General features: G+C 41.7%; 14 protein-coding genes. 4 read left to right on the forward strand and 10 right to left on the reverse strand.

Going from position 1 to position 17,014, the window contains the following annotated elements; genetic code table 11:
- Nucleotides 1–4: 4 nt before the first annotated feature.
- The 4 genes from OCV88_RS10190 to OCV88_RS10205 form a co-directional block, all read right to left on the reverse strand.
- Nucleotides 5–907, reverse strand: coding sequence for a hydroxymethylglutaryl-CoA lyase (locus OCV88_RS10190; RefSeq protein WP_158425409.1), 903 nt, complete (start codon nt 905–907; stop codon nt 5–7).
- A gap of 44 nt (nt 908–951) precedes the next feature.
- The gene (locus tag OCV88_RS10195) at nt 952–2,157 is read right to left on the reverse strand and encodes a CaiB/BaiF CoA transferase family protein (RefSeq protein ID WP_158425410.1); all 1,206 of its coding nucleotides are present in this window, start codon (nt 2,155–2,157) and stop codon (nt 952–954) included.
- A 271-nt stretch (nt 2,158–2,428) separates the two neighbouring features.
- Complete coding sequence (locus OCV88_RS10200; RefSeq protein WP_262591167.1) at nt 2,429–4,333, reverse strand: sigma 54-interacting transcriptional regulator; 1,905 nt, start codon at nt 4,331–4,333, stop codon at nt 2,429–2,431.
- Nucleotides 4,334–4,459: 126 nt separating this feature from the next.
- Entirely contained in the window at nt 4,460–5,365 is a 906-nt protein-coding gene (locus tag OCV88_RS10205) for a patatin-like phospholipase family protein (protein ID WP_158425412.1), read from the reverse strand.
- Between the two features lie 198 nt (nt 5,366–5,563).
- Here OCV88_RS10205 and OCV88_RS10210 point away from each other — a divergent pair, with 198 nt between their 5' ends.
- Nucleotides 5,564–6,025 carry a hypothetical protein gene (locus OCV88_RS10210; protein WP_158425413.1) on the forward strand — a complete coding sequence of 154 codons (462 nt, stop codon included), beginning with the start codon at nt 5,564–5,566 and terminating at the stop codon, nt 6,023–6,025.
- A 74-nt stretch (nt 6,026–6,099) separates the two neighbouring features.
- Here OCV88_RS10210 and secA read toward each other — a convergent pair whose 3' ends face one another.
- Nucleotides 6,100–8,667: a preprotein translocase subunit SecA gene (secA, locus tag OCV88_RS10215; RefSeq protein ID WP_158425414.1), complete on the reverse strand. Its 2,568-nt coding sequence runs from the start codon at nt 8,665–8,667 to the stop codon at nt 6,100–6,102.
- 206 nt (nt 8,668–8,873) lie between these two features.
- Between secA and OCV88_RS10220 the strand changes: the two genes are divergently transcribed.
- Nucleotides 8,874–9,131 carry a TIGR03905 family TSCPD domain-containing protein gene (locus OCV88_RS10220; protein WP_158425415.1) on the forward strand — a complete coding sequence of 86 codons (258 nt, stop codon included), beginning with the start codon at nt 8,874–8,876 and terminating at the stop codon, nt 9,129–9,131.
- Nucleotides 9,132–9,202: 71 nt separating this feature from the next.
- Here the strand turns inward: OCV88_RS10220 and OCV88_RS10225 are convergent, their stop codons facing one another.
- Nucleotides 9,203–10,459 (reverse strand): uroporphyrinogen decarboxylase family protein, encoded by a 1,257-nt coding sequence (locus OCV88_RS10225; RefSeq protein WP_158425416.1) that lies wholly within the window; start codon nt 10,457–10,459, stop codon nt 9,203–9,205.
- Nucleotides 10,460–10,572: 113 nt separating this feature from the next.
- Nucleotides 10,573–11,982, reverse strand: coding sequence for a GDSL-type esterase/lipase family protein (locus OCV88_RS10230; protein ID WP_158425417.1), 1,410 nt, complete (start codon nt 11,980–11,982; stop codon nt 10,573–10,575).
- A 1,075-nt stretch (nt 11,983–13,057) separates the two neighbouring features.
- On the opposite strand from OCV88_RS10230, the gene OCV88_RS10235 reads away from it, so the two are divergent.
- Nucleotides 13,058–13,915 carry a DegV family protein gene (locus OCV88_RS10235; RefSeq protein WP_158425418.1) on the forward strand — a complete coding sequence of 286 codons (858 nt, stop codon included), beginning with the start codon at nt 13,058–13,060 and terminating at the stop codon, nt 13,913–13,915.
- 112 nt (nt 13,916–14,027) lie between these two features.
- On the opposite strand, the gene OCV88_RS10240 is transcribed toward OCV88_RS10235, so the two are convergent.
- From OCV88_RS10240 to OCV88_RS10250, 3 genes are read right to left on the reverse strand one after another with little or no spacing between them, the layout of a single operon-like run.
- On the reverse strand, nt 14,028–14,792 hold the full coding sequence (locus OCV88_RS10240; RefSeq protein WP_158425419.1) for a hypothetical protein: 765 nt from the start codon (nt 14,790–14,792) through the stop codon (nt 14,028–14,030).
- On the reverse strand, nt 14,786–15,484 hold the full coding sequence (locus tag OCV88_RS10245) for an ABC transporter ATP-binding protein (RefSeq protein WP_158425420.1): 699 nt from the start codon (nt 15,482–15,484) through the stop codon (nt 14,786–14,788). Before OCV88_RS10245 ends, OCV88_RS10240 begins: the two co-directional genes overlap by 7 nt.
- A gap of 1 nt (nt 15,485) precedes the next feature.
- Nucleotides 15,486–15,854: a GntR family transcriptional regulator gene (locus OCV88_RS10250; protein ID WP_158425421.1), complete on the reverse strand. Its 369-nt coding sequence runs from the start codon at nt 15,852–15,854 to the stop codon at nt 15,486–15,488.
- Between the two features lie 141 nt (nt 15,855–15,995).
- Between OCV88_RS10250 and tig the strand changes: the two genes are divergently transcribed.
- Nucleotides 15,996–16,940, forward strand: coding sequence for a trigger factor (gene tig / locus OCV88_RS10255; protein ID WP_262591171.1), 945 nt, complete (start codon nt 15,996–15,998; stop codon nt 16,938–16,940).
- Nucleotides 16,941–17,014: the final 74 nt, after the last annotated feature.

Genomic DNA, 17,014 nt, shown 5'->3' on the forward strand with positions numbered 1-17,014 from the left:
ACATTTAATGTCTGCACAGTGAAGTCATACTAGATGAAATGCCAACGTCTATCTCCTGTCCCATTTCCCCCGCAGTTTCTACCACAGCATCTAGATCATATCCTGTCTCAATCCCCATTGACTGGAACATATTCAATAAATCTTCTGTCCCAACATTTCCTTTTGCCCCTGGAACAAAGGGGCATCCTCCCAGGGCTCCCAGGGAAGCGTCAAATTTTGTAATACCTTCCTCCAGCGCTGCAAAAGCATTTGCCAGCCCCATTCCCCGCGTATCATGCAAATGAATAGAAACATTTTTAAAATCAATTTCACCTTTCAGCGCCTGCAAAACTTCTCTCGTATGATACGGGTTGGCTATGCCCGCAGTATCTGCCAGGCCAATCTCTGTTACACCCACGCTCAGCGCTTCACGGATCAACTTTATCACACGCTCCACTGGTATGTCATCTCCAAACGGAGAGCCAAACACACAGGGCATTGCCAGCATCATTTTTATATCGCCTGCCGCAGATGCCAGATTTTTAAAATCCTCCAAAGATGCTTTTATCGTCCGTCTGGAATTGCGGAGGTTGTGTTCCTCGCTGGCTGACAAAACAAAACATACCTTCTCCACACCGCAGGCTCTGGCATTTTCCACCCCTTTCCCATTCAGTGTCAGCGCCATAATTTCCGTACCATGCTCCGCCGCATAGTCCCGGATCCCCTCATATACTTCCGCAGCGTCCCTCATCTGCGGTACTGCTTTAGGACTGACAAAAGATGCTGCTTCTATGTTTCGTGCTCCATAATCAATCATTCTTTTTATGTATTTTATTTTGATTTCTGTGGGAATAAAAACCGGATGATTCTGCCATCCATCCCTTGGACAAACCTCACTGACGATCACTCTTTCTGGTAACTTTACCATAATTTCCTCCTTAACAATTCCTAATTCAGCACTCCTTTTCTCTGCTAATTCAGCGCTCCTTTTTTTCTGTACGCATCCAGCGTCTCTTTTGCAAACCCCAGAGCTTTAAAAATTTCGTCGTTATTTTCTCCCAAATCCGGCGCTGTTTTATAGTATTGAACCGGATAGGCGCTCATTTTAATAGGATTTCCAATGACAGTCAGTTCACCGGCATCCGGATGCTTAAGTTTCACCAGCATCTCTCTGGTTTCCGTAATATTTTTGTCATTACAGATCTGCTCACAGTTATAAATGGGACCTGCAGGCACTCCGGCAGAGTCAATAATATCAATACATTCCCTGCTGGTTTTATCAGCCGCCCATGCTTCAATAATACTTTTTAGTGAATCGGCATTTATCTGTCTTGAAGGCGTATCGCAGTAAAGGGGATTCTCCGGCAGTTTCGGCATACCGATAGCCTGGCTGAACTTTTTAAAATGTGCATCTGTACCGCTGGCAATCACAAAATAACCATCTTTTGCCCGGAAGGAATCATACGGTGCGGAAGTAATATATTTATTCCCTGTCATAACCGGATTTCTGCCGGTATAAATATACTGCATCAATTTTGCCTCCATACAGGAAACCACACTGTCTACCAGCGCAATATCTATGTATTGCCCTTCTCCGCCCTCCTTTCTCTTTAACAGAGATGCAAGAATGCCAATACATGCATTCATCCCAGAATACAGATCACCGATTGCCTGTCCAGCTCTTGTGGGCTCCATTCCCGGCCAGCCGGTAATACTCATGGAGCCGCCCATTGCCTGGGCAATCAGATCATACCCCGGTTTTCTGTTGTGGATACCAGTCTGCCCATAACCGGAGATGGACGCATACACCAGCCCCGGATTTAGCTTGTGGCAATGCGCCCAGCCAAATCCCAGCTTTTCCATCACGCCGGGCCGATTATTTTCCACAAGCACATCTGCCGATTTTACCAGTTCAGAAAACAGCTCTTTTCCCTCTGCCGTCTTTAAATTCAACGCCACGCCGCGTTTATTGCGGTTCAGATTCTGGAAATACATACTCCTGCCGGTTGTTTTTTCCTTTGGATTGGCGTTTCTCACAAAATTGCCCCCGCTGCTTAAATTTTCTACCTTGATTACATCCGCTCCCATATCTGCCATGTACATTCCACAGTAAGGGCCTGCAAGGAAATCTGTAAAATCCAGCACACGTACACCTTCTAATAATCTTTCTGACATCATTTAAGGTCTCCTTTTCATCTGTTTTTTATATCTGACCAGATAAATTGCAAGCGTCATGCCAGTCTTTGTATGAAAATAAATTTCCAGGAATCAACATTAGATTTTTTATGAATATTGCACATTTTTTACGGCAATCATCCTCCGTTTCAAACTTATTTTTGTTTGAATTTACTTGCACCAAAAAAAGACAAAGAAAAAACCGAAGCCGGCACCTCCTGGGAGTATGTCAACTTCGGTTTACATATCTTTACATTTTCTTTTATAAATTATTTCAATCAAAACTCAAATGATTATCTCTTTTTATTTTTTCCAGTCTCTTATACAATCCCTGCCTGCTAATGCCAAGCATCCGGGCAATCTCGGTTTTGGAAAAATTTTTCTCCATCAAAGAACCAAGCACCAGTTCCTCCACTACATGATTCAAAGCTCCCATATCAATTTTCAGGTCATCTGTCACTAAAGCCCCCGTGCTGCTCTCATTTTTTAAAATATCCCCCATAGAGTTATCGCCATGGAATGCGTGATAACGCAGCGCCGTATTTTTCACCTCGCGCACATTTCCCGCCCAGTCATGCCGTTTCAGCAATTCCTCAAACTCCGGATCCTGCGGCAGTTCCTCCTCCGGCTTTTTTTCGTACTCTGCCAGATACCGGCGGAAAAGCCGTATTACATCTCCTTTTCGTTCCTTCAACGGCGGAATATGGATTTCAAACGTATTCAGACGATAGAAAAGATCCTTCCGGAACGTCCCGTCTGCAATACTTTTGTGCAAAGACTGATTGGAAGCTGCAATGATACGGATATCCAGAGGAATCATATAGTCAGAGCCCACACGCATAACCTCTTTTTGCTCCAGCACCCGCAGAATCTTTCCCTGCAGCTCCATAGGCATGCTGTTAATCTCATCCAAAAAGATAGTGCCCTCATGGGCCAGCTCAAACAGACCTGCTTTTCCCTCTCTGCGGGCACCTGTAAACGCGCCTCCCTCATACCCAAACAGCTCGCTCTCCAACAGGGAAGCCGTCAGCGCCGCACAGTTCACCGCCACAAAAGGTCCGTTTCTGCGGCTGCTGGCATTGTGTATACTCTGAGCGAATAATTCCTTCCCAGTACCATTTTCACCGTGAATCAGAACGCTTCCCTCAAAACCCGCAATACTTTTGGCCCGGGCAATCAGCTTTTTCATATTTTTGTCAGATGTAATAATATCCTTAAAATAGTAGTTGGCTGTCAATCCCTTTTTTGCCAGCTTCCGGCGAACACTGCGTTCAGCGTCCTGTATATGCGTAACATCCTCCAGCGTTACAATATAACGCTCCTCTGCTCGGTAATAAAGAAAGGGTGAGACAATTACATTCAGCGTCCGCCCCCCAAAAGAACACAGCATTTCCACGGGATGGTTTTCACACACCTTCCTCTCCCGGCGTCTTGGCATATCTGGAACAACCTCCTCAATCAGCCGCCGGTACATTTCATCACAGGCCAGTCCAAGAAGCTGCTCCGCCCTGCCGTTTACCTCACAGATCCGGTTATCCGAATCAAAAATAATAATACCCTGCTTTACGTTGGACAAAATACTCTCCATCAGATTTATTCTCTGAACTTCCTGTCTGGTCTGCTTAAGAAAATTCTTTGCTCTCTCTACCGTCTCTGTCAGCGTAGCGTTTCGAAAAAGGAGCGGATAGATATGAAGATCTGTACGCGACGTCTGGTATTCCGCAATAGCACTGGTAATCACCACTGCATTCTGATCCGGAATATGATCTAAAAACACTCCCATTTCACTTTTTGTCTCATAACGGTATACTTCCACCGGGATCTTTAACAGGGACAGCGTTTTCTCCAGATCTGCCGCTATCCGCCTGTGAAGCACAGCATAAATTCGGTCTATATTATACTTTGCCGCGGATTTAATTGTCAGCAAAATATCAGATGTCTGAATACGCACTTCCATCACAGTAATGGAATCCGCCACCTCCAGCAGCTCCTGAAATGTACCTCCGCGGGCAAGGATGATTTCATACCCTTCCGCACAAAGCCTGCGATACTCGGACATAATATGTGACAGATTGATTGTCTGGGGAGTAACCGTACCATTTGCAGCATCCTCTCCCAGTATCTCTCTGGCATATGCAGCCATTTTTTCTGATGCTACAATATATGCTATTTTATACATTTCCTCTGTCCCTCCCATCATACTTTATAAACAGCTGAAATAAAGTTACTCTTCCCAGATTCCTGATATACTATTTAGATTCTACAGTACAAAACACAGCACCAAAAAAATACAGGTTTCCGCTATTTATCCCGCCAGATATTCCCGTATCTTTTCCAGCTGCCCAACCGTATCATTATATCCCTGATGGTACAAAGCCCCCAGCTTCTCCATATCCCTTTCAAGCCTCGAAACCGTTACAGGACTGGAAGGTGAAATAACATAGATTCTTCCTTCTGCCCGAAGCTTCTGAATGCGTTCACACAATTCATTGTATCTGGAGGCTGAAGAAAACAGGGCCTTCAGTAATTCAGGATATTTCCGGTACAACAGTTTTTTTAATTTGTCAAAACTTCCTGTTTTTACATTTTTTCGATATAAATCATCTCTTGTCTTCACAACAATAATTTTCTCATACCCTTCTCCAATAGCAAAGTCCAAAGGAATTGCCACCGAGCAGCCTCCGTCCAGACAGGGGATCCCGTCTGCCTCTACCATTTTAGATATTACGGGCATACTGGCAGACGCCTGAATCGCTGCAAAAATATCCCCACACTTTCCATTTTCAAAGTAGACGGGTTTTCCTGTCCGACAGTCCGTTGCAACTGCTATAAATCTTCTCCCGGGATCCATAAACTTTTCTTTATTCAGTGGTTCCCCATTTCTCTCATCGTCAAATACAATATCAAATCCAAATAGCCCGTGATTTCGTCGAAACGCCGGAAGGCCCACATAATCCGGATCATGACGATGTCCCAGATTAAATCTGCTTGCCCGTCCTATCTGACCGGATATGTAATTATATCCATTTAAGGCCCCTGCCGATACCCCTGCCACGCACTCAAGCTGAATCCCATGAACCATAAGTGCATCCAGCACGCCACCGGTATAAAGCCCTCGAAAAGCTCCGCCCTCCAGCACCAGGCATCCTTTTATAATATCACCCTCTGCCTGCCCAAACGGCAGTTCGTCAATCCCGGAATATTTTTTCATAGATTCTTCCTTTCCAAATCCTCACTGACCTTTTCCGTTATTATAGTAGAAATAATGTTCTGTTTTCAATACCTTCTATAATTATTTAAATACAATATCCAAATAATAGCATCCTTATTTTTGTAACTTTTGATGGATTTTATTATATGCTCTATGGTATAATATATAAATCTTATACATAATATGGAGGAAATTAAGATGAAAAAGATTTTAGCAATTGTACTGGTATCTGCTATGGCCCTTTCTTTGGCGGCCTGCGGCAGCAGCAAGGATGACACAAAGACACCTGCCGGCCAGGAAACTCAGCAGACTCAGCAGGATGACAAAAAGGATACTCCTACTGAGGAAAAGAAAGAAGATACTGGCGTTGATGTTGCCAATTACTCTTCCTGGAAAAAGGCAGACTGGGACAAAGCAAGCGATGATCAGAAATTTGAAGTTTCTGAAAAAGTTGTAATTGAAATTGGTGAAGAAATGATGGAAGGTTATGCGGAAATTTACGAAAAAGCCAAAGATTCTTCTGAAAAGGAAAAACTGGAAGCAGAAATCAAAAACATGCAGTCTACAATTGACACCTTCTTTGACACAGATGCAAATGCAACACTTGGCGAACTGGTTGAAGCAAGCAAAACACTTATGGACAGCAGCACTACAAAGTAATTTAGGCTATTCAAACTAAATAAAAGAATTTTTAAAGGGTGAAATCAATTGTGATTTCACCCTTTTTATCTTACTTATTTGCGCCCGCAGCACTGTTTATATTTTTTTCCGCTTCCACAGGGACACGGATCATTTGGATAAACTTTTTCTTCTGAGCGCTTTTTCGGTGCTTTCTGAAGACTTTCATCCTTGTTTGTACCGGTTACTTTTGCCACTTCTTCACGTTCTACCTTCTGTTCTACTCTTACATGGAACAGCATTCGCACTGTTTCTTCCTGAATATTGGCAATCATACTGTCGAACATATCATATCCGGCCATCTTATATTCCACCAGTGGATCTCTTTGTGCATATGCCTGCAGTCCAATACCCTCACGCAGAATTTCCATATCATCAATATGATCCATCCATTTGCGGTCAATGGCTTTCAAAAGAATTACACGCTCTAACTCACGAATCATCTCCGGCTCCTGGAATTCAGCCTCTTTCGCTTCATACAGCTTCACTGCCTGTTCCTTCAGCCGGTGTTTTAATTCATTCTTAGAAACGCCTTCTACATCTTCACCGGTAAGCGGCTGCATTGGAACTACCGGTATCAGCAGCTCATTCAATTCCTGAAGATCCCATACATTTTCACTGCTCTGGTCTTCTCCCAGACAGCTGTCCACCGTATTTTCCACCTGGTCTGTAATCATTTTATAGATAACATCCCGCATACTCTCTCCATCCAGAACCCGGCGTCTCTCCGTATAGATAATCTCTCTTTGGTCATTCATAACCTGGTCGTATTCCAGCAGATTTTTACGGATACCGAAGTTATTTCCTTCGATCTTCTTCTGGGCTTTTTCAATAGAGCTGGAAAGCATTTTGTGCTCAATCTGCTCTCCTTCCGGAACCCCCAGCGCATTAAACATAGTAATCAGCTTTTCGGAACCAAACAGACGCATCAGATCATCTTCCAGTGAAATATAGAAGCGGGACTCACCGGGATCTCCCTGTCGTCCGGAACGTCCCCGCAGCTGATTATCAATACGTCTTGACTCATGACGTTCTGTACCAACAATTTTCAGTCCGCCTGCCGCTCTGGCCTCTTCATCCAGCTTAATATCCGTACCACGGCCGGCCATATTGGTAGCTATAGTAACGGCTCCGTGCTGGCCCGCCTCAGCTACAATCTGGGCCTCCAGCTCATGAAATTTGGCATTTAAGACATTATGCTTGATGCCTTCTTTGCTTAACATCTTGCTAATCAGTTCAGATGTTTCAATTGTAATAGTACCAACCAATACCGGCTGTCCTGCGGCATGAGTCTTTACAATCTCATCCACTACTGCCTTAAATTTTTCAGCTTTTGTTTTATAAACCGCATCCTCCCTGTCTATCCGGGCAATAGGTTTATTGGTAGGAATTTCAATAACATCCATGCCATAGATATCACGGAACTCTTTTTCCTCAGTCAAAGCAGTACCGGTCATACCCGATTTCTTTTCATATTTATTAAAGAAATTCTGGAAAGTAATAGTTGCCAGAGTTTTACTTTCACGTTTTACTTTTACATGCTCTTTCGCCTCTATCGCCTGATGGAGACCATCAGAATAACGGCGCCCCGGCATAATACGGCCGGTAAATTCATCTACAATCAGAATCTGGTCATCCTGAACCACATAGTCCTGATCACGAAACATCAGATTATGCGCCCGCAGTGCTAGTATAATATTATGCTGAATCTCTAAATTTTCCGCATCCGCCAGATTCGAAATCTTAAAAAAGCGTTCTACTTTCTTTACACCGTCCAGGGTAAGATTAATTACCTTATCCTTTTCGTTAACGATAAAGTCTCCGCTCTCTTCAATTTCAATACCCATAATGGCATCCATTTTGGAAAACTCGCCGCTGGCCTCACCTCGTTTCATCTGACGTGCAAGAATATCGCAGGCCTCATACAATCTGGTGGACTTTCCGCTTTGTCCGGAAATAATCAGCGGTGTACGTGCTTCATCAATAAGGACAGAGTCCACCTCATCAATAATTGCGTAATACAAATCACGCTGCACCAGCTGTTCTTTGTAAATCACCATATTATCACGCAGATAATCAAACCCAAGCTCATTGTTTGTAATATATGTGATATCACATCCGTAAGCTTCACGGCGCTGATTGTTATCCATATCATTTAACACAACACCTACTGTCAGTCCCAGAAACTCATGAACTTTTCCCATCCATTCAGAGTCTCGTTTTGCCAGGTAGTCATTGACTGTAACAACATGTACGCCTTTTCCCTCCAAAGCGTTCAAATAAGCCGGCAGTGTAGAAACAAGTGTCTTACCTTCACCGGTCTTCATTTCTGAGATACGTCCCTGATGAAGTACAATACCACCGATTAACTGTACCGGATAATGCTCCATTCCAAGTACTCTTCTAGCAGCTTCGCGAACCGTTGCAAATGCTTCCGGCAGAAGCTGGTCTAGTGTCTCTCCATTAGCCAGCCGCTCTTTATATTCTTTTGTTTTGTCCCGGAGCTGCTCATCTGACAGAGCCTGCATGTCCGGACGTAGTTTTTCTATTTTGTCTACAATCGGATATACCATTTTCAGTTCCCGGGAACTGTGAGTCCCAAATAACTTTTCTAATACACTCATATAAATCTCCTAATAATCTCCAAAAATACAAAGTCTGAAACTTTGCGGAATTAATAATCATTCTACCACTGAATTTCTTATTAAACAACCAAAAGCCATGAACGAATTGTTAACTTTTTATAAACGTGAAAAATACTCTGCACAAAATTTCAATTTGTGATAAACTCTATTGGAATTGAGGAATAAACTAATAAAGGAGGATATTTATGAGCTATTTATATAAAACCCGCGGAACCTGTTCTACCATGATTGAGGTAGAATTAGATGGCGAAATTGTAAAGAATGTTAAATTTACAGGAGGATGCAACGGCAATCTGCAGGCAATTCCAAAGCTGGTGCAGGGCTTAAGTGTATCACAGATAGAAGAAAAGCTGTCTGGCATTTCATGTTCCGGACGCCCCACCTCCTGCGGAGATCAGCTTGCCAAAGCATGCCGCGCAGCCTATGAAGCCGCGTTATCTTAAGGAAAAAGAACACAGGCCATTTCCGGTCTGTGTTCTTTTTATATAGAGGTTACTATTCAAGTCTCGTCTGTTTAATATTTCATATAATTCCTGGCCGTGTCAAAAAACGCCTGAAGATTTTCCGGTTTCGCATTGTCAATATTTACATCAAAGTCCAGAATATAACCGCCGCCCGGAGCATAAATATCAATGGCCTCTTTAACCGCTTTTACTACATCATCAGGAGATGCATATTCAAGCATCGTTCCTTCCAGCCCGCCCCGCAGACAATATTTTCCCCCGAAACGCTCTTTGATTTTCTTCATATCATTTGTTCCCGTAAAGGTCATCATACATTTATGAGCAGGCACATCCCGTTCTATAATATCCAGTTTGGACATATAGCTGTCCTCTACATAGATCCATGGAGTTACGTTATATTCAATGCAGGCATCAATACAATCCTTTAATCCCGGCCAGTAGAATGTTTCAAAGTTTTCCCGGCTCATAAAGCTGTCAAAACCGTTATGAAGCATAAACCCTATCACACGCATAGGTCTGGACTTCATCATATTCTTAAGTCCCCGCACCTGAACCTTTGAAGCTGCATTTACCGCGGCAAGGAGCTCATCGGGGCATTCATAAATATCCATAGATACATTCAAAAAACCTCTGAGCGTATCATTAAAGATATCAAAAGGAGCAGATGTCATATAGTCTGAACCGCTGGGAATCCCCATTCCCGCAAGGGTGTTAAAATAGTCTCCCACGGCGCCTACCTGCTCAGACAATTTACCTGCACAGTCAATAATGGCGTTAAATGATTCTTTTACTTCCGGATTAACCGCCGGCAGCGTTGCATACATCCCGCCATGCCACACTGCATTAGAAAAGTCCAGCATTCCCAGACCTTTGTATTTCCCGTAATGTCTGGGCAGAATCTTTTTCATTAAAAAACCGGTAGGATCTTCCGCGTATTCAAGGTACTCCTCCTGGGCCATGTATTCCTTGTCCGGAATCTGGAATCCGATATTATCATCATCAAAATGTTTTCCCGGCCAGCGAACAAACTGGCAGTCCAGCGCTTCCATGGCAGGGCCGCAGAATATAGATTTCGGACCATAAGCAAAATCCGGCTGATACTCTTTGTGATATCTCAAAAAAGACGGCAGTGCATTCCGCCAGTCCGCAATCGTATCTTTAATAGTTGTTTCTCCATATAAAGTAATGGGAAGATATGTAATATACGGAGCTGCCATAACATGATCCACCCGCTGGCAGGTAATACTGTCTTCAAATAATTTCAGACGGCGGCTGTAATCAGGATGCAATGCTTCATTTGTTCCCATAATCAATTCCTCCTCATGTCAGAATATTCCCCAAAATCATTTCTCAATAATTATATCACCGCACAAATAATCTGACAAATTCGGATTCGGACTGTCTGTTATTCCAAAACCGCTCAGGAAAGTACATTTGATTTTAAAAAGCTGCACAAATCATCCCCCATCCGGGCGTATCCCTCATCATTAGGATGCAGTCCGTCATAGAGAAGCGTATCCGCATTATCACCGGTTATCACACCGGCTGTCCGCTGCACATATACCCTGGTATTTGTATGCCTCTTAGCTGCGTCGATCATAGCCTTCTCATAATCTGCTGCACTGCTTCCCACACGATTTTCTTTCTGACTCACCCCTTTTTCATAACTTTTACCTACCCGCAGGCGATAAGAGGGTGTCTCTAGCACAATCACTGCCGAAGGATTCTGCCTGCGGACCCCATCCAGAAAATCATTCATATACCCGCAAAACGTTCCGTCATCGGCAGTATCATCTGCTGTTCCAAGAGGCGCGCTAAAGGTATAGTCATTGCTGCCTATGCCGATGCATATCACATCATATCCCTGATAAGAAACTTCTCCATTTATAAGCCGTTCATATAAATTCGGAAGTCCGCTGGCAGTATTGGGGCCCACTGCTGAGCAGGTCACCGCCTGATTGGAAACCTGGCAGCCTAAAAGCAGCTGTACCCGCTGAGACGGCGGGCAGACACTTCTAGAATACTTTCCTTTGCCAAGGGTGATACTGTCACCTTCAAATAGTATTTTTAAATGTTCAAAGGTCCCGTCAGGCGCAGTCACTCCATTTTCCTCTGTCCGGCTGTACATCTTTTTCCCATTTTGATTCATTACAGCCCGAATACCCAATGTATATTTTCTGCCGGTATCTGTCTCTAATTCATAATTATTATTCTCGGAAACAGCAATTCTCTTCCATCCGCCGGAATCCTTCTGCAGGATTTCATACCAGTCTGCACCGGAAATCTTCTTCCACTGAACCTGAAGCCTGGTTTTTTCTGAATTATACTGCAAATTAGTAATCACAGGGACATCAAGGGGGACCGTATAAGCGTTGGTTTCTGTAACTGGTCCCAGATACATAACTCCATCTACCCGCCGGAAACACCTGATTCTGTATCTATATGTCTCCCCCGCCGAAACATTTCTGTCACTGTAGGCACACTCCTCTAAAGCATTGCGAACAGCAATTCTTTTATAAGCACCATCTCCACTCTTACGTTCTATGAAATAACCGTCACATGCTTCACTGGCGTTCCATCGTATATTAATATATTCTCCGGTTACACCACTGTTTTCCATAACGGGAGCCTCCAATTTCAGAGCATATCCTCCGTCTGATTCTACGGAAACTGATTTTAGAACCGGCGCCTTTAATACTTCTTGTTTATCTGTGATAATGGAATGCTGTGTATCCGCCAGAATTGTTGTATTTGACACAGAACCGCCAGCTGAAAAGAACATAATACCGGCCAGTCCCAGTAATACCGGTACTCTGATACTGCTTCTCATAACACTCCTCTCCTCTCAACGTCCAATTTTTTCAACTTTTTCATTATAACAGATCTTCCGGTCAATCTCTTTGATGTTTTCTTAATTTTTTATTTTAATTATCTGTTAATTTTATATATTTTTTGTATTTTTTCTGCTTATATATATTTTTTTAAATTATTTTCTGTTTAGGTATTGACTTTTTGTTTTTTTGATTGTACAATTACAACATCAAAAGAATTTAATAAAACAAATCTTACAAAGGAGGTACAGTCCAATCTACATTTAATTTTTTTACAGGATTTTAGGAAAGGCAGGTACAGTCCAATTTTCACTTAAATCGTTTTATTAAAATCAAAATCTAAAAAAGGAGGTACGGTCCAATCTGCATTTAAAGAAAACACGGAATTTTATGAAAGGAAGGTACGGTCCGATTTTCACTTAAATAATATTTAAAATTGAAGATACGAATCAGGAGGTACAGTCCAATTTACATTTAATTTTAACAAACAAAAGATTGGTTACACGCATACAGAGTAACTCAAAATTTTATTTCGGAATATTTGTACTGTTAAGAATTTTTATTATTCTATAAGTAGTCCAAAAGAAAATAATCTGCTGCAAAGGGATTATTAGATGTTTTAAAAAATAAAAGAATAAATTGGTGAAGCAATTATATCTTAATAGTTTTAGAATGTATAGTAGAGGAATAAGCAGAATTATATTATTGGTTTAAATGTGGAAAAATAGATTTCATCCAGTTTCAATGTTCAACTAAAATAAGTTATTAATATTACAGAGGAAAACAGTATCAGTTCCAATCGCAGAAATGTTTGTAAAATCAAAAGGACAACTGAATAGAGTCTTTGAAAGGAGAACTAGCCCATTGGATAGTATAGTTTAAAAGACTACATCGAATCTAAATTTTCATCGGTGTGGTCTTTTTCCTGCTGTTTTTTGTTTTTTACCTGCTATTTCTAATATTTTTATAAAGTTGTAAAATGACATTGACAGCCTACTTTACTTGGCGCAATATAGTATTGAATACTACATCATGTTGATGTTATTTCTATATTAAAAATAAGAGGTATACACTATGAGACAAATAATTATAACAACAGAAAGTGGATCCGACCTGCCTGAACATTTAGTAAAAAAATATAATATCCGAGTTATTCCCATGCATATTATTATGGACAATCAGTCTTATGAGGACGGCAGTATACCAGTAGACACTGTATATGACTACTATAAAAAAACCAAGAAGATCCCCTCTACCTCTGCCGTTAATGTCGGTGAATACCAGGACTTTTTTGAAAAGCTGCGCAAAGAAATACCGGACTGTGTCATTATACATATGTCTTATTCCTCCAAAGCCTCCAGCACTTATCAAAATGCCGAAATTGCAATCAGAAAATTCCAGGATATTTTTTTAATTGATACAGAGAATGTTTCCGGAGGATGTACTGCTCATATCGCAAAAGCATATGAACTGGTCCAGGAACACGCAGATACCAATGATTATGCAGACCTTGCCAAAACAATTCAAAACTGGTCCAAAAAGGTTTTTTGTTCGTTTATTCCGGGAAACCTGGAATATTTAAAAGCAGGAGGCAGAGTTTCAAATGCCCAGTATCTTGGAGCTACTCTCCTTAACCTGAAACCATTAATAGAAATTGCTGACGGAAGTCTCCTTGCACAGAAAAAATACCGGGGCTCCATTGAAAAACTTGTAGATAAATACATGGCAGATTATCTGGAAAAACATCCGGTTTCCAGAAAGTGTCTCTATCTTATGTATTCAAAAGGTCTTTCACAAACTTCCCTGGATCTGATGAAAAAACTGGCCTTCCAACACGGTTTTCAGTCTGTTGAATATGTTATGACCGGATGTGTAATCAGCTGCCACAGCGGACCTGGAGCCATTGGACTGGCAGGATGTCTGGAACATTAATATTTTTGTAAAAAGGTGATGAGGATCCTCTAAATGGGATCTTCACCACCTTTTATTTTGCCCCTGTTTTATTTTTCTCAAGCTTTGACCAAACAGTTCTTTTCCGGTATGTTTACTCTAAATTCAGTTTTTTCTTAAGAAACAACGTTGTTCCCCCAAAGAATACCACAGAAAGGACCCCATCAAATATCAGCTGATATATTAAAGTTCTGTACCCTGAAAAAGCAAATATAGAAAAGTTATGTGTCATGCTTCCGGCAGCAACAAGCGCAGTAATAATATTTAATATAATAACAATCACCACAAATGCAAGAAAACTGAAAAATATTTTATGCTTGTTTGCAGTGGCACCTACTGCCATAGATACATACGCCTGCAGCACAATACGAACAAGCTGCATAATCAATACCGCAATCGCCAAAATCAATATACCGCCATTCTGTGACAACACATTTCTGATACTCTCTAGGTCAAGGGCTGCAAACATATCCCGTGTAGCTCCGGCTCCAACCAGGAACAAAGCTCCTGAAACAAATAGAACTGCTGCCGCCAGCACAATCCAGATCAGGGCCGTCAATGTTTTGCACAGTACATGATTCCAGGTAGGTACCGGCAGCGTATGCATTAAATACCCTTCCTGAGAAAGCAGGCTCTTAAAGAATCTTCCCACAATCACCACCAGAGTGATAATCATCATGGCAGTCACAAGAATCAAATAAATTATAAACAAAATTAGAAGTGGAAGCTCTTTTCCTACTACTACCGACCCCCTGATCATAACACCTCCGATTAATGCTACTACAAGTATTGCCGCATATAACAGCATCAGCAGTCTTCCGCTTGATTTAAGTTCATATTTCATCAATTTTCCTAACATCTAAATACCTCCCGAAACAGTGCATCCACAGACTTTCCTTCTGCCTCTCTGATCTCATCTACTGACCTGTGAAAAAGCACTTTTCCCTGATTAATAAATACCGCTTCATCCAAAACCCGCTCTATATCCGCAATCAGATGAGTAGATAATACAACTGTCGCATCTTCTGAATAGTTTTTAATAATTGTATTTAATATAAAATCTCTTGCCGCCGGATCCACTCCGCCAATAGGTTCATCCAAAAAATAGATTTTTGCCTTTCTGCTCATGGCAAGAATCAACTGCACCTTTTCTTTATTTCCCTTTGACAGCGCCTTTAACTTCCTATCCTCTGTCAGCTTTAACGAAACCAGCATTTCTTTCGCCTTTACAATGTCAAAATCCTGATAAAAATCCTGAAACATTTCAAGCAGAGACGCCACCGTCATCCATTCCGGAAGATAATCCGCATCAGGAAGATAAGACACAAATCCTTTACTTTCTGTTCCCGGCTCTAGACCGTTTAGTTCTATCTTACCCTCAGTTGGCACCAGCAGTCCATTGGCAACTTTTATCAGTGTTGTCTTACCGCTGCCATTTGGACCTAGAAGTCCTATGATTCTTCCGCTCTCAAACGTCAGATTTACCTGATCCAAAGCAGTCAGACTTCCAAAACATTTTGTCAGATTTTCGCACTTAACACTTACACTCATGCTATTTATTCTCCTTTTTCGTTTCATTCAGCAGCTGAATCACAGCATCATCATTGTAGCCTAATGCCTTCATCTTCTCTCTAAACTCATCAATTATCTGCAGTGCTGATTCCTTTTTTAAATTTTCAATCATACTCTGATCCTCCGTCACAAATCTGCCCCTGGTTCTGATTGCATGAACCAAACCAGCTCTTTCAAGCTCCGTCAACGCTTTCTGCATTGTATTGGGATTAACTTCGGCCTCTCCTGCCAGCTCCCTGACAGAGGCCAGCCGGCTTCCCGGCTGATAAATTCCGGTCATAATCCGGTTCTGTATTTGTTCTACTAATTGTGCATAAATTGATCTCTCATTATTGAATACCCACGCCACCTTCTTTGCTCCTTTCTCTATTGCTTTATTGTATTAAGCTAATAATACAATAGTACAATAATACAACTTTGTCAAGAGCTAACACAAAAAAATAAAATATGATATAATACCGTCAGAATACAAATGAAATGGAGAACTCCTATGATACTTGGACCTTACACACATTTAACTGTAAAACGGCCGGATACTGCAGTGTCCGAAACTGAAATCAACCAGGCGCTGAAAAAAATTCAGACAGATATGTCTGTTCTTATCACTATAGATACAAGACCTGCCAGAATCGGGGACCAGGTTATTATCCAATATCAAGGATATTTGGACAGCACTCCCATTCCCAATACAGGCCGCAGCCATCATCCTCTCATCCTTGGTTCCGGCTCCTTTTTACCAGAATTTGAAGAGCAGCTGACAGGCAGATGGGCCGGAGATAAATTTTCATTCCCCGTATATTTCTCAAAAGACTATCCAAATACCGCTGCTGCCGGAAAAGAGGTCGTTTTCCAAATTCATCTGCTCTCCGTAGGTGAACTGGTTCTTCAAGATCTGGACGATGATTTTGCTAAAGATTTTTCTGACTTTGATACATTAGCTCAATTAAGAGATTCTATTTGTCAGAATCTAACAGAAAAAAAGAACGAAAAAGCACAGGAAGAAATCTGCACAAATCTTCTAACCCAGATTATAGAACATTCCAGCCTGGATCCTAATCCAGAACTTCTTGCACAGCTGAAGGATGAGTTTTTAGAAGAATTTCAAGAGCAGCTTGCCCGCCAGGGACTGGATACAGAGCAATTTCTGTCACGCACCGGACATTCTGATGAATTTATAGACCGTCACTGCCAGAAGCAGGCAGAGCGAAAGATGCAGGAAACTATGGTCTTACATGAAATTGCCCGCACAGAACAAATAACCTTTACAGATGATGAGCTGGAAGAGGCCATTTATGACCTGGCAGAAGAATATGAAGAAGAGCCTATTGAATTCCTTCAAATGTTAAGCCAGGATGAAATAGATGGTTTAAAGCTTGAGATACTTTGTAATAAAGCGCTGAACTTCGTTATGAAATCTGCTGATTTTATCCGTTAATTAACAAACTATTCACATTTTACACAGAAATTTATGCTATGTTAGGTAAGACCCTGCTGTTCACACTTTCAGCC

This window comes from Brotonthovivens ammoniilytica, from assembly GCF_025566885.1.
Taxonomy (GTDB): domain Bacteria; phylum Bacillota; class Clostridia; order Lachnospirales; family Lachnospiraceae; genus Brotonthovivens; species Brotonthovivens ammoniilytica.